Below are 21722 nucleotides of genomic sequence, written 5' to 3'. Positions count from 1 at the left end.
TTATCTTTCGAGAGAATGCAATGGTATTGTATTAACAAACCACAATTTTTAACTAGCTTTAGTACAATGAATGATTGATTGCTATACCAGTGCCTGCCTCAACCATGCTGGTTTTACATCGGGTCACCTCCGATTCTCATTAACAATCGTCAGAATAAGTTTATAGCTGGTTATACATTCTTCACCTCCATTGCACGTAGTTGAATTATTGAGTAACTTATTGTACATCTATTAAGTTGGATAATTATACCCATGAACCAAATCCCAAATATGGAAGTAGTAAACGATATTAAATCGTTTAAGCAGGTCATAGACCTAAGCCCCTTCCCTATGTGGGTATATGACCTTGAAAGTCTGCGTTTTCTCTATGTGAACGACTCGGCCATTCGACTCTATGGCTACAGCCGGGAAGAGTTTTTGAGTATGACACTGAAGGACATCAGACCTAAAGAAGATGTTCAGTTACTGCTCAAAGCCATAGATCGACTCAAAAGCAAAGCCGAAAAAGCCCCACAGCGAGTGTACAGACACAAGGCCAAAGACGGGCGGATACTCTACGTACACATTAAAGGAAACACCATAGACTATGACGGTCGCCCGGGCGAGCTAGTGAGTGTGATTGATCTAACCGATGACCGGGAAAAAGACAATAAGCTCTTGCAGCAACAGCTTTTTCTTACCACTATTTCAGAAGTTAACTCCTACTTGTTGAGTTGCGAAACCATTGATGAGGCCCTTTCAGGTACATTTGAGCTAGTGGCTTCGGTAGCAGAGATAGATTCCATTTGCTATTTTAAAATAAGCAGCAACAGCAAGCATGGCCAGGTATATGCCATCTGGAAAGACCATGAGTTTGTGGTAGAAAACCCAGAGAAAGCTCCCACTATCCCCGTAGCCTTACTAGAAAAGACTCGCGAAAAAATTGTTATCAAAGCCTTCGATGAGGCACTGGAGGTCTTTAAAGAACACCTGTACACAAATCCTGAAACCACCAAATCGCTATATCTGGCTCCGGTACAAAAAGAAGACTCTACCGGTGGCTACATCTGTTTTGATGACTACAAAAAAGACAGGCAATGGACCAGTGAAGAGATAAAATTCTTTGAAACTGTAGTAAGTAGTGTCTCCCAGGCCGTTTGTAATCTGCAGATAAAAGAAGAACTGGCCTTAAGTGAAAAGAAATTCAAATCGATTGTTGAAAAAAGCAACGACCTGACGGCCATTATGAATCGCGATGGTTGCTACACTTATGTGAGCCCTACCTGCGAGAAAAAACTGGGCAAACCGGCCAAACAATTGGTGGGAAGCTACATCTATGATTTAATTGATAAGTCTGAGGTAGACTATGTTCGATCCAAAATAGAAGAAACTCTCAATGAAGGTTCTGCCCAGCTCAGACCTTTTCAAGTGCCCACGGCCTATGGTCATACCATCCTCATTGAAATGCAACTCACCAATATGATCGACAACCCCGCAGTAAAGGGAATTGTGATCAATGCCAAAGACGTGACCGGGCAAGTAAGTACAGAACATGAGTTGGAAATAGCCAATGAGCGATACCGCCTGGCCAGCATGACCTCCAGAGATCACATTTACGACTGGGATCTGGCTTCCAACCACGTGGAGCGTACCGGGCAAAGCCTAAAAGCCCTGTTTGGCTATGAAGAGGCCGACTGGAATAAAGAAGGATTCTGGTTTCCCAATATTCATCCGGAAGATGTGGGCTATGTGTACGATAGCCTTAAGGCTGTTCTGGAAGATCAGACCAAAGATCGCTGCATTTTGCAATACCGGTTTAGGGGAAAAAATGGAAACTATTATACCATTATAGACTCCGGCCACATTATACGCGATAAAAACGGACATGCCATTCGGTTGGTAGGAACTGTGCGAGATATTAGTGAATCCATACTTAAGCAGCGCATAAAAGATGTTCTGCATACGCTTATTGCTACTTTTTCACAAGCAGAACCACTCAGAGACAGTCTTAAATCTGCCTTGCGCACCATAGTGGAAGAAACACGATTCGATATTTGTGAAATATGGCTCAAGTCGCACGATGAGCCCAAACTCAATCGGGTTGAGTTCTTCCTCAAAGAATCGATGGGGCTACTGGCCTACAGCGAAAAGAGTAATGTTTCCAGCTTTGCTAAAGGCAAAGGACTACCGGGTAAAGTCTGGGAAAAACAAGAGGCCATTATGTGGCACAGCATCGACCAACCTGAAACAGAGTTTGTCAGGGCCGATTTAGTAAACGACTTTAAGCTTAAGGGTGCCCTTGGTGTTCCAATAATCAACAACAAAGAATTCTTAGGGGTACTGGTGTTCTTATCCAGCCATGACAAAGGCGACTTCATAAACCTTAAGGAAACCATAGCCGCTATGGGCCAGGCCATTGCCCCATTGCTCAAGCAGCGATTGCTCGAAGAGCGAAACCGCCAGTTTCAGCTCATATCGCCCGACCTACACTTTTCTACTAATCGGGATGGTTTGCTAAAAGAAACCAACAATACTTTTCTGCAGGTTTTAGGGTACAGCAGGGAGTCCGTAAGTACCATGAGCATTCGAGACTTTATTTATAGCGATGACTCTCAAATAATCGATCAGATTTTACTTGAGCCCTATAAAGATCAGGCCAATCCGATTGGCTATGAAATAAGGCTGACCACCAAAACTGGCGACCTTGTATGGGTATTGCTCAATATGGGGTATAGTGTAGCCGATGATCTATTGCTCTTTGTGGGAAAAGATATTACAGAACAAAAACAGGTACAAAGCCATTTAAAACGCACCAACCAGAGACTCAAAAATACCCAGGAACTCGCGCTCATTGGCTATTGGCGAAAAGACATTAACACCAGTCACTTCGAGTGGTCTGAAGAAACATATGGCATTTACGGGTACTCCAAAGAAAGCTTTACCCCAACCGTAGACAACCTGCACGTTACCTTTCACCCCGATGAGTTGGAGCTAATGAATGAGTGGTTGAAAAACGTAATAAAGGCTGAAGACAACATTCAGTTGGAACACCGGATCATTACGGCCGACAATCAATTACGATGGGTATACCAAAAAGTACATGTGGTTAAAAACTCTAGTGGCCTAACGCGATACATGGAGGGCACTATTCAAGACATTACCGAGAGAAAAGACTTTGAGCAGCAACTGGCTGTAAGTAACAGGCGCTTTCAGTTGGCCATACACGCCAGTAACCAGATTATATGGGATTACGACCCCAACAGTGGAGCCATTACTCGAGGTGGAGAGTCTAATTTCTACCTTGAAGAGTCTGAAGACTTTAGTAAGCAAAACTCATGGTTTGAGCGCATACACCCTGACGATAAGGAAAGCTCATGGAAAAGCTTTGAACAAGCCATGAAAGGCACCGATGAGGTTTGGCAGCAAGAATACCGTATTTTGGATAAGAACAACCAAGTGTCTTACGTTATAGATCGCTGTGCAATTTTGCGCGATAAAACTGGCAAACCCATACGAGTGGTAGGCTCCGTAATGGACATCACGGAGTCCAAACTGCGCATGAAAAAAATTGAAGAGCAAAATAAAAGCCTACGTGAAATTGCCTGGATACAGTCGCACGTTGTACGGGCTCCATTGGCCCGTCTTATGGGTTATGTGGCTTTACTCAATGAGAATGAGGTTGAATCGCTTAGTTTTGATGAAATAAAAAAGGTAATATTAGACTCGGCCAAAGAATTGGATCAAATTATTGGTGAAATTTCGAACAAAACTACTGAGCTAAAATGAGGAAGATTTTATTAGTGGATGATGACCAGCCAACCAATGTTTTGCATGAAATTATTCTTAAAAAATTCACTTCTGTACCTTTAACCATCAAGACTTTTCTCAATGGTAAACAGGCCCTGGACTACCTTAAAGAAGCCCCAGGCCAGTATATCATTTTTCTAGACATTAACATGCCTACCATGAGCGGATGGGACTTTCTGGATGCCTACCAGAACATTGAGGGGCACGATGGTACACGTATATTTATTCTCACCTCTTCCATAAACCCCGAAGATGAACAAAAGGCTGCAAAATACCCTGAGGTAAACGGTTTCGAAATTAAACCTCTTTCCGTGGACTTTTTAAAGAAACACGTGGGAGAACTCTTTACCTAGTGTATCCCCGCCATGACGATGAATTCAGGATTGGGACAATTTTGTAAGTACCTGCCCTTTTCCGAAGCCTTGCAAACACCGGGATAATCGCCATGAAAGCCCTCCATATTCATTATCAATTGAAAATGAAGATGAGGGGGCCAATGAAAATTCTCGTGGTAAGCTCCCAGACTAGCAAACTGCTCCCCTTTCCTAATGGGCTTACCCTCATACAATCCGTGTAAAGACATGGTACTCAAATGCCCGTACAAAGTATAGAAAGTAAGGCCGGCCTCCTCGTGTTCAAGAATAATTACCGGACCGTAATCGCCATGAAACCTGCGGTTGTCAAACGAATGGACAACACCCTTAAAAGGTGCATAAACAGCTGTGCCGGCCTGTGCCCATAAATCGATACCCAGGTGAATGGTGCGGGGTTCATCTTCAGTAAAAAGCTCGCTGCGCGAATACAAGCCCCGTTCTTCCAAATATCCACCAATACCCACTCTGGCTCCATTGGCCTTCAACTGGCCGAAAACCTGTGCTGTAAATTGCTCTTCATCGTTCAGGTCTATACGCTCCAATGAAGGGTTATTTTTACTTAAGTCCAGTTGACAAAATTCACCGGAGCCAAACCGAATGGGTTGTACGGCCGAAATACCGGCTTCAGCAAGTAACTTTGACAGGTTCATTCAGAAAATTTTTTAATTAACCGATTCATAAACTCCCCCCCCAGTGCAAGCTGCTCTTTGGCTATAAATTCATCGGCCCTATGGGCCTGTGCAATATCTCCCGGGCCACAAATCATTGCTTCAAAACCAACTTCGGCAAACTGCCCTGCCTCGGCCGCATAAGAAACTGCATCGGTGGTCTCGTTGGCCGCCAGTTCTTTTACCAAAGCTACAATAGCCTGGTTTGAACGGGTATCTAGCCCCGGAACCGCAGGGTGTTTGTTGGTGGTAGAAATCCTGAACCCCGCAAAACGCTGCTTCAGCTCAGCCTCTCTCTGGCGACAATACTCCTCAAATTCTTTTAATATTTGCTGTGGAGTTTCCGAAGGAATAGTTCTTACATCCCAGTTGAATACACACTCCTGGGCAATGATGTTTGGCGCCAACCCACCGGAAATATTACCTATGTGTATAGACGTATGATTGGGTGTAAATCGATGATCGACCGAACCCGAAGCAATTAATCCATCCATTTTAGACTCTAACCAGAGAATCAGACGCATGGCCTCGTGTATAGCACTTACTTCTTGTTTTATTCGGCTACTATGTCCTTGGCTACCGGTTACTTTAGTCTGAAAAATACAAATCCCTTTTTGTCCAACAGTTGGCACCATCATGGTTGGTTCACCAATAATGGCAAAACGAGGAGTCTCTGTGTAGTGACTTTTAATGGCTCGGGCCAATTCGGGAGCGGCAAGGCAGCCAATCTCCTCATCGTATGAAAAGGCAAAGTAAATTGGTTTAGTAAGGTTGGCCCGGGTCATATCGGGCAAGGCTGCCAAACAACAGGCTACAAACCCTTTCATATCGCATGAGCCTCTTCCATAGAGCAGGCCATCTCCTTTGTCGGTAAGAGTAAAAGGATCTGTGGTCCAGTCCTGACCTTCTACAGGAACCACATCGGTATGACCGGATAGGATGACCCCACCGTCTACTGCGGGCCCAATCCTACAATGTAATGAAGCTTTTGTGCCTTCAGGATTCGGCACCAACGTGGTTTTCACCCCATGGCTTTCTATGTATTCCTGTATCCAATGAATGATAGAAAGGTTACTTTCTCCTCCTAAGACGGGAAAAGACACCAGTTTAGACAATATTTCTTCAACGGTCATACGCATAAGGTTCGGTAAGTCAAGGTTTGTCGATGCGGCCAGCCATTGGCTGGTCAATCGGTGGCCTAAATTAGTACAATCCTTGGTTTTGCAAACGGTCGCAAAGCGAAGGTAATTTTAGGCAGGCCCCCAATGAATGGCCACCGACACGCTCAGTCCAATCCAGGCCATAAGCAGTACCAGCCCTACAACCGGAGCGATAAAACGTATCCATTTGTCGAAAGGAATTCTGCACATAGCCAGCATAGCAATAAGCCCCCCGAGAGTGGGATTGATCAGGTTGGTTACACCATACCCAATCTGAAAGGCAAGAATTGTGGACTGTCGGGTAAGCCCCAAAACATCTCCTAAAGGCAACATTATGGGCAAAGTAGCCAAGGCCTACCCACTGCCGGAAGGTATGAAAAAATTAATGACACATTGCGAACCTGACATAGCCAGAGCACTGGCATAAAGCGGCAATTCTTTAAGACCTTCTGAAAGATTAAAGGCTATGGTGTCTGAAATATTGGCCATTTCCATGGCCACCTTAATGCTGGTGGCTAAGCCTACCATAAACGCCCCGGGTGCCACAACCGCTACCGATCGCAAGGTGGTCTCACCAATAGTTTTACCGCTAATTCGCGATAGCAATCCTGCCACAATAGAAATGATTATGAACATGGCAGAAATTTCATTGATGTACCAGTGCCACTTAAAAACCCCATAGAGCATAACTATCATGCCTAAAACAAAAGCCCAAAGCACCAGCCAGTTGTTGGTGCTCATGGCATAGGTATGCAAAGGTTTTGAAAGCTTTAAACCGCTGGTGTCTATACCAAGAGAGAGCGATTTCTCAGGTTCCTTAATTATCTCTTTAAAGTACCGCAGGTTAAAATAGGCTAACACCGTTAAAGCCACCAAACAGAGAATAAGTCGCAATAACCATCCGGAAAACATAGGCATTTGTGCCAGTGTATGCCCTGTTCCTACGGTATAAGGATTTACCGGAGACAACCCAAAACCCACCGTAACCGCTCCAACAGATATACCAGCGGCCAGTATAAGATCTCCACCAAGTGCAAGAGAAGTAATGGCCGCAAGCGGAATAAGGGCAATATTGCTTTCATACCCAATAAAGATTCCTAAACAGCCATATAAGTAAGTTAGAAGCACCACAACCAGCAACCTTCTCTCCACTCCCAGCCTTTTAACAAAACTACCAACCGCGTTTTCGATCATGCCAGACTTCTCTAACATGCCGAACATAATGCCCGAAGAAAGCACCACAAATATGATGGGAATAGCAGAGGCAAAACCTCCGGGAATTGCCAGAAAAGTATCGAGGAATGATAATGGTGTAGGGTCTATGGTATGATAAGAGCCGGGAATTACCCGGCTCCTGCCATCAATTATTTCTCTATCAAAAACTCCTGCGGGTATTAGATAGCTCATCAAAGCTGTGAGCACTAAAATCCCGAAGAGCATTACCACTGGGTGTGGAAAGCTAAAACGGAGCCTATTGATTGACTTATCGGCCACTACTTAAGCGACTCAAATTCTTTCTTAATTGCTTCGAAGCGGCTTTTCAATTCTTCAAAACGTTCATAAGCATCTTGCCCCGGACGTTGGTCTGCCCGCCCAATCATGCTCGAAAGATAGCCGGTCTGTGACTGCAACATTGGCTGCATGTATGTACCCGGAGGCGTTACCAATTGGTAATAAATCGCATCTAACTGTTCTTTCTTGCGTTGCGCTCTCTTACTTGCTTTTTCAGTTTCAAGGCTGTTTTGCAGGTCTTCTCTGGCCTTGGCTACCGTAGCTACCAATTGAGCCACCTCATCGGCAAACGACTGAATCTCCAAAGCCAACCGCTCTTGCTCAGCTACATCATCATCATTCACCAGGCTGCCTCTTGGGTCCAGTACCACTTTAAACTGTTCTTCCATCACCTGATCGCCCACAGTAAGTCTGGCCGTGTAGGTGCCATTCGATACCATTGGCCCATTGCCAAGATAAGACCTTCTTGGATTTTCACTCCAGCCTCCTGCATGGCGCATATTCCATACATAGCGGTTAATTCCCTGCTTATTTGGTAGTCCTCCAGCGGCTGGCGGCTCAGAAAATTCCGTAGACATGTCTCGTTCTCTATCTACCGGAGGACTTGGTCTTCCATTTACAAAAGAACGAACCACCTGACCCTCACTATTCACAATTTCCAGCTTTACCGGCTGGTCTTGGTCTTTTATGTAGTAGTCAATTGTAACACCCATCGATGGATATTCCGGGCCATTGTAATCGCTAGAGGCTCTCATACGGTTTCTTATTCCGTCTTTCAAATCGAACAAATAAGCCTGATAATCTTTTACATCGGCCAGTTCTCTAAGGCTAATAATGTTGTCCAATATCCAAAATCCTCTACCCATGGTAGACATCACCAAGTCATCATTATGCACCTTAATGTCTGTAATTGGGGTTACAGGCAGGTTATTGTTAAAAGCCTGCCAGTTTTTACCATCATTGAACGACACAAAAAGCCCAAACTCGGTACCGGCATAGAGCACCCCTTCTTTCTCAGGGTCTTCACGCACCACGCGGGTAGGGTAATCGGCCGGTATTCCATTATTACCGGGAGTTAAGAGCTCCCAGGTTTGCCCATAATCTTCTGTTTTATAGATGTAAGGGCTAAAGTCATTGTCTAATTGATAGCGCAAAACGGCCACGTAAGCTTTGGCCGGATTATGAGGTGAGGGTTCTACTGCATCTACCCTGCCCCCTTTAGGCATATCAGGAGTCACGTTGGTCCAGGTTTTACCACCATCTCGGGTCACATGCACAGGTCCGTCATTAGCCCCTACCCAAATAAGGCCTTCCTGCAAGGTAGACTCTCTAATGGCATAAATGGTACTGTAGTATTCTTCTCCCGTTACATCGCGGGTAATTGGTTCTCCCGGTACCACCTGCTTGTCAGCTTCAAAGGCTGTCAGGTCTGGCGAAATAATTTCCCAGGTCTTTCCATCGTCTGTGGTTTTGTGTACATACTGTGAGGTATGATACACTACATCGGGATTATGAGGCGATACATGAATGGGAGCCACTCGCTGAAAACGGAATTTAAGATCTTTGGGGTTGTGTCCATAAATATTGGTTGCCCCCACATAGTACTGTAATTCCTGGCCGGTGCGCTTGTCATATACTCCAAAACGCCCCTTGCAATTGGAGTATACAATATTGGGATTTCCGGGTTTAGGCACGGCAGGGCCTGTTTCACAACCACCGGTGTTTATGATAAAAGCATTGCTCCCCGACTGCACACTTTCTGTTGGCATACTGGGCACTGCAATAGTGCTGTAATTGTCTTGCTGGCCGGCATATAACCAATACGGGTATTGATCGTCTACCTCTACCTGATACAGCTCGGCTGTTGGTTGGTTGAACTGAGTAGACCAGGTTCGGCCATTGTTGAGTGTTACGTTTGCTCCCCCATCGTTGGCCTGAATCCAAATGGAAGTGTCGTTAGGGTTAATCCAAATATCGTGGTTATCTCCATGAGGAGTACTCACAGACCGCCAGGTTTTGCCCCCATCGGTCGATTTTAAAAAGCGAAGTGCACTGTTGAACACCACATCGGCATTTTTCGGATTTGCGTAAATATTGGTGTAGTAAAAAGGCCGGTTGGTAAGGTTAGAATTGTCTGAAACAAATTCCCAGCTTTCGCCACGATTGTCCGATCTGTACAAACCGCCCTGATCGTCTGAAGCTTCAATATTAGCATATACCCTCTCCGGCTTCGCTGCCGAAACGGCAAAATCTATCTTACCGATCAGTCGGGTTGGTAATCCGTTGGTAAGTTTGGTCCAGTTCACTCCTCCATCGGTCGACTTGTACACGCCTCCCTCAGACGAACCACTGATAATTGTCCAGGGCTTACGTTCTGCACGCCAGGCTCCGGCATAGATCGTATTCGGGTCGTCAGGAGCCAATTCCAAATCGGAGAAACCCACACTATCGGAATGATACAATACTTTTTGCCAGGACTTTCCTCCATCGACTGTTTTAAATACTCCGCGCTCTTCGTTTTTACCAAAAGCTTTACCAATAGCAGCCACATAAACCACATTGGGATTATCCGGATGAATCTCAACAGCACCAATCTGCCCGGTTTCTTTTAAGCCTATAAACTCCCAGGTTTTACCGGCATCGGTAGATTTGTACATGCCCTTTCCCGTAATCACATTGGAGCGTAAACCGTCAGAGCCTGTACCCACATAAATGATATTGGGATCTTTTTGATAAACCGATATGGCTCCAATAGAAGGGGTTGAAAAATATCCATCTGATACATTGTTCCAGGTCATTCCGTAATCATCGGTTTTCCAAACGCCACCACCCGTGGCTCCCATGTAAAAAACGGAGGGCTGGCTGGCTACTCCGGCCACGGCTGTAACACGGCCTCCCCTTAGCGGGCCTACGTTTCGGAACTCATAGTTTTTAAGAATTCCCTGCAGATCCTGGGCCTGTAGACCCACGGAAGAAAACACTGCAAGACATGTAATGATCAGATGTCTAATCTTCATGATAGTTTTAAATTTTAAGAATGGGGAAATTAAAATAAATACTGCAAAAAGCGGTGCAGCATTTTGACGAGCGGAACTAAGCCAGGCAGTGTTTTCCGGCAATGTAGCCGGTGGTCCAGGCAGCCTGAAAATTAAAGCCTCCCGTAATACCGTCTATATCGAGCACTTCTCCGGCAAAAAACAAGCCTTCAACCACCCGACTCTCCATGGTGTTGAAGTTTACCTCACCCAGTTTTACCCCCCCGGCTGTCACAAACTCTTCTTTAAAAGTGGTTTTTCCGTTCACCGGATACTGATCGTTGCCGAGTTTTTCCACCAAACGGTTTAGTGACTTTTTCGACAGTTCAGCCCATGGCTTATCTTCGTCTATTCCAAGGGTTGTCAGAAAATGTTCCCATAGCCTCTGTGTAAGCCCCAGCGGCATCTGATTTTTAATTTTTTTCTTGGGGTGGTCTGTCTGTATTTGCCTTAACATCTCCCTTAACTCCTTTTCGCTAAGGCCCAACCAGTTAATATGAGCTATGAACTTATAGTTCATTTCGTGAAGCAAACGAGCACCCCAGGCCGATGTTTTCAAAATGGCCGGGCCACTCATACCCCAATGGGTAATCAATAAAGGTCCCTTTTCCATTAGGCGTGTACCCTGAATTTTTACAACTGCGGCAGGCACCGATACCCCCATGAGCTGAGTAATGGACTGCCCGGGCATGTTAAAAGTAAAAAGACTGGGCACTGGCGATTCTACCTGATGACCGAGCGATTCTAACCAGCCAAAACCTTCTGGTTTAGGACTGCCACCGGTTGCCACTATCACTCTATCGAATTGTTCGGTTCCTTCTTTAAAACGGAGTTTAAAGGCATTTTCTTCTTTCTGAATGGCCTGTACGGCCGCACTGAGTTGAATATCAATCCTAAGCTTTCGGGCTTCATTCAAAAGGCAATCTACTATGGTTTGAGAATCGTCCGTCACAGGAAATACGCGCCCATCGGCTTCCTCCTTTAGTTGTACTCCCCTACTTTCAAACCACTCGATTGTATCTGAGGCATTGAATTGTGAAAAGGCTTTTTTAAGATGCTTTTCACCCCTTGGGTAATGCGCTGCAAAAGTAGGAATACCCTGGCAACCATTCGTTGCATTACACCTACCTCCTCCGGAAACCTTTACCTTAGCCAGCAGTTTGACGGATTTTTCGTACAACACAACCCTGGCATTTGGGGCGTGCATTTTACACGAAATAGCTGCAAAAAAACCGGCCGCTCCACCACCTATAATGGCCACTCTATTGTTCATGGGGATCAAAGTAACAAATCATTTTGCCAATATCACCGTAAGACTTTAAGACACTTTTATTCAAATCTCATGAAAAACTTCACAAAAACCATTTTAGCACTTACGCTCATCATATTTGCTTCGGCCAATCTGATCGTAACGGGAGACTCTGCAGTGGAGGAGTCGATGAAAGAAGGTTTCGTTGCCGACTGGGAACGAGCTAAGGCCTACTCATTGGAGTATATTGATGCCATGCCTGAAGACGGAATAACTTTTAGACCTACCGAAGGAGTACGCACCTTTGCCGAACAATTTCTACACATGGCTCAGGGCAATATTGGTATTGTAGCCAATGCTACGGGCGCTGAGCGTATTTACGCTACGGTAAACCTTGAAAAGGAAAGCAAATATCATAACAAAAAAGCCCTCCGGGATATCACTGTTGAAGCTTACGACTGGTGTATTGCTGCCGTAAAAAACATGGATATGACCAAAGGCGAAGAAAAAGTTGAATCTTTTGGCTTCAATATTTCCAGGGTAGAGTGGCTTAAAAAAGCGTTTGAACACCAAACTCACCACAGAGGGCAAACTACAGTATACCTGAGAATGAAAGGGGTAACACCACCACCCGAAAAGCTTTTCTAAAAACAATAATGGAGAGACCAATCTGGCAAGCTAAAGAACAGACTCCGGGTTTCAACTCCATTGATGTTGGCAGAAATAGCAGTAATAAAATACCGGGTGGGTACAGCTTGTGGCAGTAGTAGACACATCACTAAACCACTCGAAAGAAAAGCTGTCGAAAGAAAGCCTTAAGGTTTTGATTTCGGCAGTTTCTTTAAATAACCAGCCAAAGAATTACATCTACCCGCCTGTTTTTCATACGTCCTTCCCAGGTTGAGTTATCGTAAACCGGGTTATATAGCCCAAAATCTCGTACCTCTATCATTTCCTTTTTAATCTTCTCCAGCTTTAGCATTAGATCAATTACCGACTGACTCCTCATTTTACTGAGCCGCTCATTATACTCCTTGCCGCCTATATTGTCGGTATGGCTATGCACTGTGATAAAATAATCATGAATATTTGGTATAGAGTCCAGAAATAATTTTAGCTGATTGGCCTGGCGTATGTCCACACGGGCACTTCCTCCTCCAAAATAAATACTTCGAATAGCCGATGGCTCGCCAAACGTCTGTGCGTTTACTGAGAATAGAGTACTCGTTAAAAGCCATAATATAATAAACCACCTGAGCATAGAACTCCTTATTACCTGACTATTAACGCTTTGGCAGATGTAGAGTTTTTCAAATAACTTGAACTGCTGAATTTTAAGTGACAAACGGAAAAAACATTGAAAGAAGTTATAGTGGTGATGGGGATAAGCGGTGCAGGTAAAAGCACCGTGGGAAAAGCCTTGGCCAACCGTATGGGCATGCCATTTTTAGATGCTGACGATTTTCACCCTCGCGAAAACGTAATGAAAATGAGCAGCGGGCAGCCTTTAGACGATGACGACCGATGGCCTTGGCTTGCAGCCATAGTAGAACACATATTACAAAGTCATAGGCCATGTTTTGTATTGGGTTGTAGCGCCCTTAAAGAAAGTTACAGGTTGTACCTGGCCCAACGCCTAAAACTACATCTGGTTTACTTAGAGATTACTGCCGAAGAAGCTCACAGAAGACTAAAAAGACGTAAAGGTCATTTTATGCCCGCTACATTAGTACAATCTCAGCTCGATGCGCTAGAGATCCCTTCAAGTGCTTTTCGCCTATCGGCCACCCTCAATATTACCAAATCGGTTGATTTACTGGCCGAACATTTTTCCACTTTACAGTAATTGACTAATTTCTTGGCTTCATTACTTTTTCATGGAAAACCTACAACTCTATCTGGCCATTGTTTCGGGAGTAGCCCTGCTCCTTTTTCTAATTATGAAGTGGAAGCTCAATGCTTTTCTGAGTTTGCTTTTTGCCAGCATTTGGGTAGGCCTTTTAGGAGGGCTGAATACTGACGAGATAATCGATTCTATAGCAAAAGGCATGGGCGATACGCTGGCCTTTGTAGCTACCATTGTGGGGCTGGGAGCCATTTTTGGAGCCATACTGGAACATTCAGGGGGTGCTCAGGCATTGGCTCGTTACCTGTTAAAAAAAGGAGGAGAATCTAAGTCTCGGCTGGCCCTGTTAAGCACAGGCTTTATAGTTTCTATTCCTGTATTCTTCGATGTAGGTATTATCATTCTTATGCCCCTGGTAAAGGCACTGGCCAAAAAGAGTAATCGCCATGTATTATACTATGGCCTTCCCTTGCTGACAGGACTGGGAATTACCCATAGCTTTATTCCTCCTACACCCGGGCCGGTAGCGGTGGCAGATATATTGCAGGTAGACCTGGGCTATGCCATTGTTGTAGGAGCCCTCGTTGGCATCCCCGTTGCGCTTTTCTGCGGGCTGATTATGACTAAGTTTCTGGTACCCGATACTCCCGATGGTGAATTGGAAATAGCAACTGAAACGACCGACCAAGCTCTGGACGAAGGGCTGGTTCGTACCATTTTCTGGGTTTTGGGGCTTCCCATTTGCCTTATACTGTTAGGATCATTTCTAAACACAATGGCTCGTGAAGGCCTCATAGCTTCTTCGGTTTTTGTCGATGTTGCGGCTTTTATAGGACATCCGTTTGTATCGCTCCTATTGGCTACCTTTCTAGCCCTTTACTTTCTTGGAGTCAAAAAGGGTTTAGGAAAAGAGGCCTTGTTCAAACTCTCTAATGATTCACTGGCTCCGGCCGGTTCTATTATTCTGATAACCGGGGCAGGAGGAGTTCTTAAAACCGTAATGATTAACACCGGTATAGGAGATATAATAGCCCAGGGCATGCTAAATACAAGCTTTTCTGTGCTTCTGCTAGCCTACCTGGTTACCGTGCTGGTTCGTATTATGCAAGGCAGTGCAACGGTGGCCATGCTCACCGGTGCCGGAATTGTAGCCGCTGTATTACCGGGAATGGACCTGAACATGCTGGAGAAAACCTTCATCATGATGGCCATTGCCTCAGGCAGCATCGTTATGTCTCACGTAAACGACAGTGGTTTTTGGTTAGTCAATCGCATTTTAGGCCAGTCTGTACAACAAACCCTGCGCTCATGGACCATACAGTCGAGCCTTATTTCTGTTACCAGCTTTATACTCGTGCTTATTGCCTATCAGTTCGTTTAAGCCTCCCACTCTGTATGAAAAATACCCGGCCGATCCAATCGCTCATAGGTATGCGATCCAAAATAGTCTCGCTGGGCCTGAATGAGGTTTAGCGGCAAACGTTCGGCCTTGAATGCATTGAAATAGTTAAGTGATGCTGCCAAAGCCGAAACCGGCAGACCAAGACGCATACCCTCAGCGCAAACCTTAGCTAAATGAGGGAGGTTGGTTTTCACTAATTCGGCTATTTGCTCATTGAGCAACAGATGTTGCAGCGATTTATTGAACGAATAGGCCTTGCGAATCTCTTCAAGAAATTTTGCCCTGATAATGCATCCGCCTCTCCAAATTTTAGCAATCACCTCCAGGTTCAGGTCATAATTATATTCCTTAGAAGCCTCCGATAGCTGGTGGAGTCCTTGCGCATAAGTAACAATAAAGGAAGTATAGAGCGCGGCTTTCAGTTCATCGGTCGATAAATCGGCCCGTTCAGCCATGGGCAAAGTGTATAGTTTAGCTGCCTCAACGCGCATACTTTTGAACGAAGAAATTTCGCGCATCCGTACAGCAGCATCCACCGTAGGTATTGGCACTCCCAAATCCATGGCGTTTTGCGAAGTCCATTTTCCGGTTCCTTTTTGTTTTGCCTTATCCAAAATGGCATCTACCAATGCACCGGTTTCCAAATCATCAGGAACTCCCAATATGTCTGCCGTAATTTCTGTAAGGAAAGAACCGAGTTCGGCTTGGTTCCAAGCCTCAAAAGTGGCTTTCATTTCAACATTAGACATTCGAAGGCCGTGCTTCATTATATCGTATACCTCTGAAATGAGCTGCATAAGGCCATACTCAATGCCGTTGTGCACCATCTTCACATAATTTCCGGCCGAACCATTTCCCAAATGCGCCACGCAAGGTTCACCATTTACCTTAGCCGATGCGGCTTCAAAAATAGGTCGGATATGTTCATAGGCCTCTTTATTGCCCCCGGGCATAATGCTAGGCCCCACCCGGGCGCCTTTAGCCCCACCGGAAACTCCGGCTCCAAAAAAGTGAATTTTGTCTTTGGCCAGCGATTCAAACCTCCGGTCGGTATCAGTATAAAACGAGTTACCTCCATCTATAATAATATCTCCTTCATCCAACTTAGGCCTCAAACTCTCTATTACTGCGTCTACCGGTTTTCCGGCCGGAACCAACAGCATAATTTTTCGAGGTCGCTTTAGTCCGGCCAAAAAAGTATCTGCATCTGTTGTGGCCGAAACTTTATCATTACCGGCTTCCTCAATGAGCCCTTCTACCTTGCCCTGATCCAGGTCGTAGCCCAGAGCCGAAAAACCATGGTCGGCCACATTAAGAATAAAGTTCTTACCCATTACGCCCAGCCCTATCAGGCCAAAATCATACTTTTCTTGAGACATGCTTTTGTTTTAATTTCCAAGTTCTAAAACTACCATTAAGTTCCTCTACTCTGACCACAACCCATTATCTTTATCGCGGAACTTTAGCGGGTAAAACTGATTTAGACTTTACAAAGAAACAAAGCCTTAGCAAGGCATAAAACATTAATGAAAAAAACTGACGATCAAGTTTTGGTAATATTCGGAGGCTCAGGCGATTTGACCAAGCGCAAGTTAATCCCTGCAGTTTTCAATCTTTTTAAAGGAGGCTTTTTAGCCGAGTGCTATGCTGTAGTTGGTGTGGGGCGCACGGCTTACAGCGATGAAGAATACAGGCAGAGTGTGGTTTTTGAGAACGAGCATCTCACCGACAAAAATAAAGTAAGTCAAGACGACCTTAATGCGTTTTCCAAGCTCATTCATTACCAGTCGCTCGACACCAAAAACAAAGAGGCTTATGCCACACTCAAAGAAAGGCTTAGAGCACTAGACGAGGAGAAGGCTACCTGTCATAATTACATTTTCTACCTCTCTACCCCTCCCAGCCTATATGAGGTTATTGCCGAGGGGCTGGCGGCCAATGGCTTGAATAGTCAAAAAAACGGATGGAGCCGGCTGATTGTAGAAAAACCCTTTGGATATGATTTGGAATCGGCCAGGCACTTGAACCAACACCTGAGAAAATTCTTTGAGGAAGATCAGATATACAGAATCGATCACTACTTGGGCAAAGAAACGGTACAAAATATGTTTGTTACCCGGTTTGCCAATAGCATATTCGAACCCCTATGGAATCGGAACTACATTCATCGGGTTGAAATTACCGCGGCAGAAAGCGTGGGAGTAGAAAAAAGAGGCGGATACTACGACTCTTCGGGGGCCTTGCGCGACATGGTGCAAAACCATTTGTTTCAGCTCGTAGCGCTGGTAGCCATGGAACCTCCCGTGAAAGCCGATGCCGAAAGTATTAGAAATGAGAAGCTTAAGGTGTTTCAAAGTCTGAGACCATACACCACTGAAGATATTGCCAAAAACGTAATCAGAGGCCAATACACGGCCTCTACCATTCGAGGAGAAAAAGTGCCGGGCTATCGCGAAGAAGAAGGAGTTGACCCGAATTCTAAAACGGAAACTTATGCTGCCCTCAAGTTTTATATCGACAACTGGCGCTGGGCAGGTGTACCCTTCTATATACGCACCGGAAAACGCCTCCCTACGCGGGTTACAGAAGTGGTTATTCACTTCAAACCTAACCATCATCACCTTTTCTCGGCCAACCCGCATCTGGCCAACCCGCAAAATACATTGGTACTGAGAATTCAGCCCAACGAAGGTATATTACTGAAATTCGCCATGAAGATTCCGGGAGCCGGCTACAATACGGAGCATGTGAATATGGACTTTCACTATGACGATCTCAGCAATGTGTATGTACCTGATGCTTACGAACGCCTGATACTGGATTGCATGCAGGGAGATGCTACTCTTTACGCCCGTGGCGACTCCACCGAAGCTGCCTGGGAATTTATAGACCCAATACTCAAAGCATGGGCCAATGACGAAGTGCCCATTTATGGATATCCTTCAGGAACCTGGGGGCCGGAAAATGCAGACAGCCTGATTGAAGGGGATAAAATGACCTGGCGATACCCCTGCAGCAACCTGACAAACGATGGGAATTACTGTGAACTTTAACTGAAGAAGAAGATTATGCAAATCAATATTTGTGAAAACCCCGTTGCTACCGCCAAAGCCTTTGCCGAATATATGCTGGCCTGGCACAAACAGCATGGAGCAATGAACGTGGCACTTTCCGGTGGCTCTACACCAAAAATACTTTTCGACCTGTTGGCTACAGACTATGCCGCAGCCTTTGACTGGACAAAAATAAACCTTTACTGGGGCGATGAACGTTGTGTAGCACCTACCGACAGCGACAGCAACTATAAAATGACGAATGAGCATTTACTGGCTAAGGTGAACATTCCTGAAGGCAACATACACAGAGTGCTGGGAGAAAACGACCCTGAACAAGAAGTCATTCGCTACGGACAGTTAATTGAGCAAAACCTACCAAAGAAAGACGGAAATCCGGTATTCGACATAATCATTCTGGGCATGGGAACCGATGGCCATACAGCTTCAATTTTTCCTCATGAAATTGAATTGCTGGACAGTGCCAAAACCTGTGAAGTAGCCAACCACCCGGAAACCGGCCAAAAAAGAGTCACGCTCACGGGCCCGGTACTTAACCAGGCACGCTCCGTATGCTTTTTGGTGACCGGAGACAACAAAAAGGAGAAGATAAAACAGATTTTTGAAGAACAAGATGTGGCCAAATCATATCCGGCCTATCACATCAACCCCAAAGAAGGAGAATTAATCTGGTTTCTCGATGAAGCTGCGGCAAGCAGCTATAAAAAGCCCTAACCTTTCAAACACCCTAAATTAAGTAGATTATGCACCTACCGCTGCTTCAAGACTTACTGGTATTGCTGGTTTTCTCAGTAATCATTGTTTTTCTTCTTCAGCGTTTACGATTGCCCTCTATACTTGGCTTTTTGCTCACAGGCATTCTCATTGGCCCTTATGCCTTTAGCCTGGTAGAAGCTGCCGAACAGGTAGAAATTATTGCCGAAATCGGAGTCATTCTGCTATTGTTTGTAATTGGCATGGAGCTTTCCATCAAACAACTAATGTCTATAAAACGGACCGTTTTTATAGGGGGACTGTTGCAGGTGGGGCTCACAGTGGTGTTCTCCGGAGGTATATATTATCTTTTGGGTAGTAGTTGGAATGAAGCTGTTTTTACGGGCTTTCTCTTCTCACTTTCCAGTACAGCCATTGTGCTCTCCATTTTTCAGGAGCGTAACGAAATTTCTACACCACACGGCAGAAATGCCCTGGGAATTCTCATTTTTCAAGACATCATAGTTGTGCCAATGATGCTGGTTACTCCCATTATTGCCGGAGCAACCACCAATGTAACCCAAAGTGTTATCGAACTGGTCATAAAGTCGGCTGTAGTTATTCTTGTCACCATTCTAAGTGCGCGTTATTTGGTGCCTAAGCTCATGTATGCCATAGCTAAGACCAAAAGCAAAGAGCTCTTCTTATTGGCCACCATTACCATCTGTTTTGCTGTGGCCTTTCTTACCTCCGAGGCCGGGCTTTCACTGGCTTTAGGAGCTTTTTTGGCCGGACTCATCATATCAGAATCGGAATATAGCCATCAGGCCACAAGCATAATACTCCCCTTTCGTGAGCTGTTCACCTCCTTCTTCTTCATATCGGTAGGCATGTTGCTTGACGTATTCTTTTTGCTTGAAAATCTGGGGCCAATACTCTTGCTGCTCGTAGGTGTGTTTGTACTCAAATCGGCCATTGCCTCTTTTGCTGTGGCTGTGCTTAAATACCCACCACGCACGGTTATCCTTACCGGACTGGCGCTCTTTCAGGTTGGAGAATTCGCTTTTATTCTCTCTAAAACAGGAATAGAATACGGGCTAATTGATGACCAAACCAACCAATACTTTTTAGCCGTTTCCATTCTCTCTATGCTCTGCACACCTTTTGTTATGATGTTTTCTGAGCGGCTTTCCAGCCTGGCCCTTAGGTCTCGGTTAGTCGACTCGGTTACTAAGAAAATGAGCGGACTACAACCTGTTTTAGAAGATGCGCCCGATGAACTCAACAACCACCTGGTGATAATTGGTTATGGAGTGAATGGTTCGAATGTGGCCCATGCCGCACGGGTAAATCAAATACCCTATGTGGTGCTAGAGCTCAACGCAGAAACAGTAAGAAGAGAAAGGCTAAAGGAGATACCTATACTTTTTGGCGATGCCTCTCAAAAGCACATTTTAGAACATGTGCACCTTCATAAGGCCAGAGGGGTGGTAATTGCTATCTCAGACCCCAAGGCCACCAAGGCCATCATTAGTAATATAAGAAGCATATCGCAATCGGTTTACCTCGTTGTCCGCACCCGATATGTAAAAGAAATGAATGAGCTGTTGGCCCTTGGTGCTGACGAAGTTATTCCTGAAGAATTCGAAACATCCATTGAAATATTCTCCAGAATACTCCACCAGTTTTTAGTACCGGTAGACGACATCAACCGCTTTATTGAAGCTGTTAGGGCCGATAACTACGAGCTCTTTCAAAATAAAAAATCGCTACCGAGAACCTTTAAGCCCTCTAAATTTCCAGACTTTAACATTACCTGCCTCCGGGTGACTACCGATAGCTCCAAACTGGTGGGTAAGCCGCTTAAAGACCTGCAAATACGGAACAATTACGGCATTAATATTCTGGCCATATCCAGAAACAATGAACTAATTCAGAACATTAGTGCTGACCAGAAGATTAAGCAGGGCGATATTGTCTACGTGCAGGGTGAACAGCACAACATTGAGAATTTCTACCGGCTGGCTACCTGAGCCCGGTACAGAAAACACAGAACTTAAGGGAAAAATATATACCCAAAGTTAGGTCGAATGATCTATTCATCGTAATATTGCAATGTATTTATGGGGCTAACAAAAACAGATTTATTTACCACCGAGCAAAACGAACTGGCCAATATGGCCAAGGCTCTTGCTCACCCGGCCAGAATAGCCATACTCGAACATTTACTTAAAGCCAATGCCTGCATTAATAGCGATTTGGTTGCCGAACTAGGACTGGCTCAGGCTACTATTAGTCAACACCTAAAAGAGCTCAAAAGTCTAGGGCTCATATCAGGGACTATAGAAGGTGTAAGCATGAGCTATTGTATTAATGCCGAACGTTGGAAATATTTTGAGTCGAGACTAAATCGTTTGTTTCAGTCTTATAGTCCTGATCCGTGTAACTCTAAACGCTGTTGATATGAAGCTATCTGAATTAAAACACATACTGGAGAATCTTCAAGAAATCTCTTTTCGTTTGCCTGACGGCACTCAAATACCCTCGCACTTTCATGTCACAGAGGTTGGTGCCGTTACCAAACACTTTATAGATTGTGGCGGAACTATTCGAAAAGAATCGGTCATTAATTTTCAATTATGGACCTCCAATGACTATGACCACCGCCTAGCACCACAAAAATTAAAATCTATCATATCTCTTTCGGAGCGTCACCTCAACCTTACCGATCAAGTAATTGAAGTAGAATATCAGGGTGAAGCGACCATCCAAAAATTTGGTCTGGACTTCTACGATGGAGAGTTTTGGCTCACTACCCAACAAACCGACTGCCTGGCCAAAGACAGTTGCGGAATTGAACAACCGGCCTCTCAGGCAGAAGCGTCAGCGGCTTGTTGCAGCCCGGGAGGTGGTTGTTGTTAAT

At 45.0% G+C, this 21722-nt stretch carries 16 protein-coding genes and 1 pseudogene; 10 read left to right on the top strand and 7 right to left on the bottom strand.

The window, feature by feature from the left end; all coding sequences use genetic code 11:
* The first annotated feature begins 270 nt into the window (after positions 1–270).
* Positions 271–3765: a PAS domain-containing protein gene (locus IE164_RS15115; RefSeq protein WP_189631088.1), complete on the top strand. Its 3495-nt coding sequence runs from the start codon at positions 271–273 to the stop codon at positions 3763–3765.
* Positions 3762–4139, top strand: coding sequence for a response regulator (locus tag IE164_RS15110; RefSeq protein WP_189631087.1), 378 nt, complete (start codon positions 3762–3764; stop codon positions 4137–4139). The genes IE164_RS15115 and IE164_RS15110 overlap by 4 nt, the downstream gene beginning before the upstream one ends.
* Here the strand turns inward: IE164_RS15110 and IE164_RS15105 are convergent.
* The 5 genes and pseudogenes from IE164_RS15105 to IE164_RS15085 all read right to left on the bottom strand — a co-directional run bounded on the left by IE164_RS15105 (position 4136) and on the right by IE164_RS15085 (position 11808).
* Entirely contained in the window at positions 4136–4810 is a 675-nt protein-coding gene (locus IE164_RS15105) for a peptidoglycan DD-metalloendopeptidase family protein (protein ID WP_189631086.1), read from the bottom strand. The two genes, IE164_RS15110 and IE164_RS15105, sit on opposite strands and share 4 nt — an antisense overlap.
* Positions 4807–5961 carry an acetylornithine deacetylase gene (gene argE, locus IE164_RS15100; protein WP_189631085.1) on the bottom strand — a complete coding sequence of 385 codons (1155 nt, stop codon included), beginning with the start codon at positions 5959–5961 and terminating at the stop codon, positions 4807–4809. Before argE ends, IE164_RS15105 begins: the two co-directional genes overlap by 4 nt.
* A 117-nt stretch (positions 5962–6078) precedes the next feature.
* Positions 6079–7434, bottom strand: a pseudogene (locus IE164_RS15095) (YfcC family protein).
* 47 nt (positions 7435–7481) lie between these two features.
* On the bottom strand, positions 7482–10517 hold the full coding sequence (locus IE164_RS15090) for a WD40/YVTN/BNR-like repeat-containing protein (RefSeq protein WP_189631084.1): 3036 nt from the start codon (positions 10515–10517) through the stop codon (positions 7482–7484).
* 76 nt (positions 10518–10593) lie between these two features.
* Complete coding sequence (locus IE164_RS15085; protein WP_189631083.1) at positions 10594–11808, bottom strand: BaiN/RdsA family NAD(P)/FAD-dependent oxidoreductase; 1215 nt, start codon at positions 11806–11808, stop codon at positions 10594–10596.
* 69 nt (positions 11809–11877) lie between these two features.
* Between IE164_RS15085 and IE164_RS15080 the strand changes: the two genes are divergently transcribed.
* A complete protein-coding gene (locus tag IE164_RS15080) occupies positions 11878–12432 on the top strand; it encodes a DinB family protein (protein ID WP_189631082.1) in 555 nt (184 codons plus the stop codon).
* A 193-nt stretch (positions 12433–12625) separates the two neighbouring features.
* On the opposite strand, the gene IE164_RS15075 is transcribed toward IE164_RS15080, so the two are convergent.
* The gene (locus IE164_RS15075) at positions 12626–13045 is read right to left on the bottom strand and encodes an OmpA family protein (RefSeq protein ID WP_189631081.1); all 420 of its coding nucleotides are present in this window, start codon (positions 13043–13045) and stop codon (positions 12626–12628) included.
* Positions 13046–13141: 96 nt separating this feature from the next.
* On the opposite strand from IE164_RS15075, the gene IE164_RS15070 reads away from it, so the two are divergent.
* Together IE164_RS15070 and IE164_RS15065 are read left to right on the top strand one after the other, a co-directional pair.
* Positions 13142–13630, top strand: coding sequence for a gluconokinase (locus IE164_RS15070; RefSeq protein ID WP_189631080.1), 489 nt, complete (start codon positions 13142–13144; stop codon positions 13628–13630).
* 31 nt (positions 13631–13661) lie between these two features.
* Complete coding sequence (locus IE164_RS15065) at positions 13662–15011, top strand: GntP family permease (RefSeq protein ID WP_189631079.1); 1350 nt, start codon at positions 13662–13664, stop codon at positions 15009–15011.
* On the opposite strand, the gene gnd is transcribed toward IE164_RS15065, so the two are convergent.
* The gene (gene gnd / locus IE164_RS15060) at positions 15008–16411 is read right to left on the bottom strand and encodes an NADP-dependent phosphogluconate dehydrogenase (RefSeq protein WP_189631078.1); all 1404 of its coding nucleotides are present in this window, start codon (positions 16409–16411) and stop codon (positions 15008–15010) included. The genes IE164_RS15065 and gnd overlap by 4 nt on opposite strands.
* Positions 16412–16558: 147 nt before the next feature.
* Between gnd and zwf the strand changes: the two genes are divergently transcribed.
* From zwf to IE164_RS15035, 5 genes are all read left to right on the top strand, one after another.
* Entirely contained in the window at positions 16559–18085 is a 1527-nt protein-coding gene (gene zwf / locus IE164_RS15055) for a glucose-6-phosphate dehydrogenase (RefSeq protein WP_189631077.1), read from the top strand.
* Between the two features lie 15 nt (positions 18086–18100).
* Positions 18101–18820: a 6-phosphogluconolactonase gene (pgl, locus tag IE164_RS15050; RefSeq protein ID WP_189631076.1), complete on the top strand. Its 720-nt coding sequence runs from the start codon at positions 18101–18103 to the stop codon at positions 18818–18820.
* Positions 18821–18849: 29 nt separating this feature from the next.
* Positions 18850–20832 carry a monovalent cation:proton antiporter family protein gene (locus IE164_RS15045; protein WP_189631075.1) on the top strand — a complete coding sequence of 661 codons (1983 nt, stop codon included), beginning with the start codon at positions 18850–18852 and terminating at the stop codon, positions 20830–20832.
* 90 nt (positions 20833–20922) lie between these two features.
* Complete coding sequence (locus tag IE164_RS15040) at positions 20923–21261, top strand: ArsR/SmtB family transcription factor (protein WP_189631074.1); 339 nt, start codon at positions 20923–20925, stop codon at positions 21259–21261.
* Position 21262: 1 nt separating this feature from the next.
* Positions 21263–21721, top strand: a complete 459-nt coding sequence (locus IE164_RS15035; protein ID WP_189631073.1) for a DUF6428 family protein — start codon at positions 21263–21265, stop codon at positions 21719–21721.
* The last annotated feature ends 1 nt before the right edge of the window (position 21722 follow it).

It is taken from the genome of Roseivirga thermotolerans, from assembly GCF_014653175.1.
GTDB lineage: Bacteria > Bacteroidota > Bacteroidia > Cytophagales > Cyclobacteriaceae > Roseivirga > Roseivirga thermotolerans.
The sequence above is the reverse complement of the archived record's forward strand: the minus strand, read 5'-3'. Positions and strand labels throughout refer to the sequence as shown.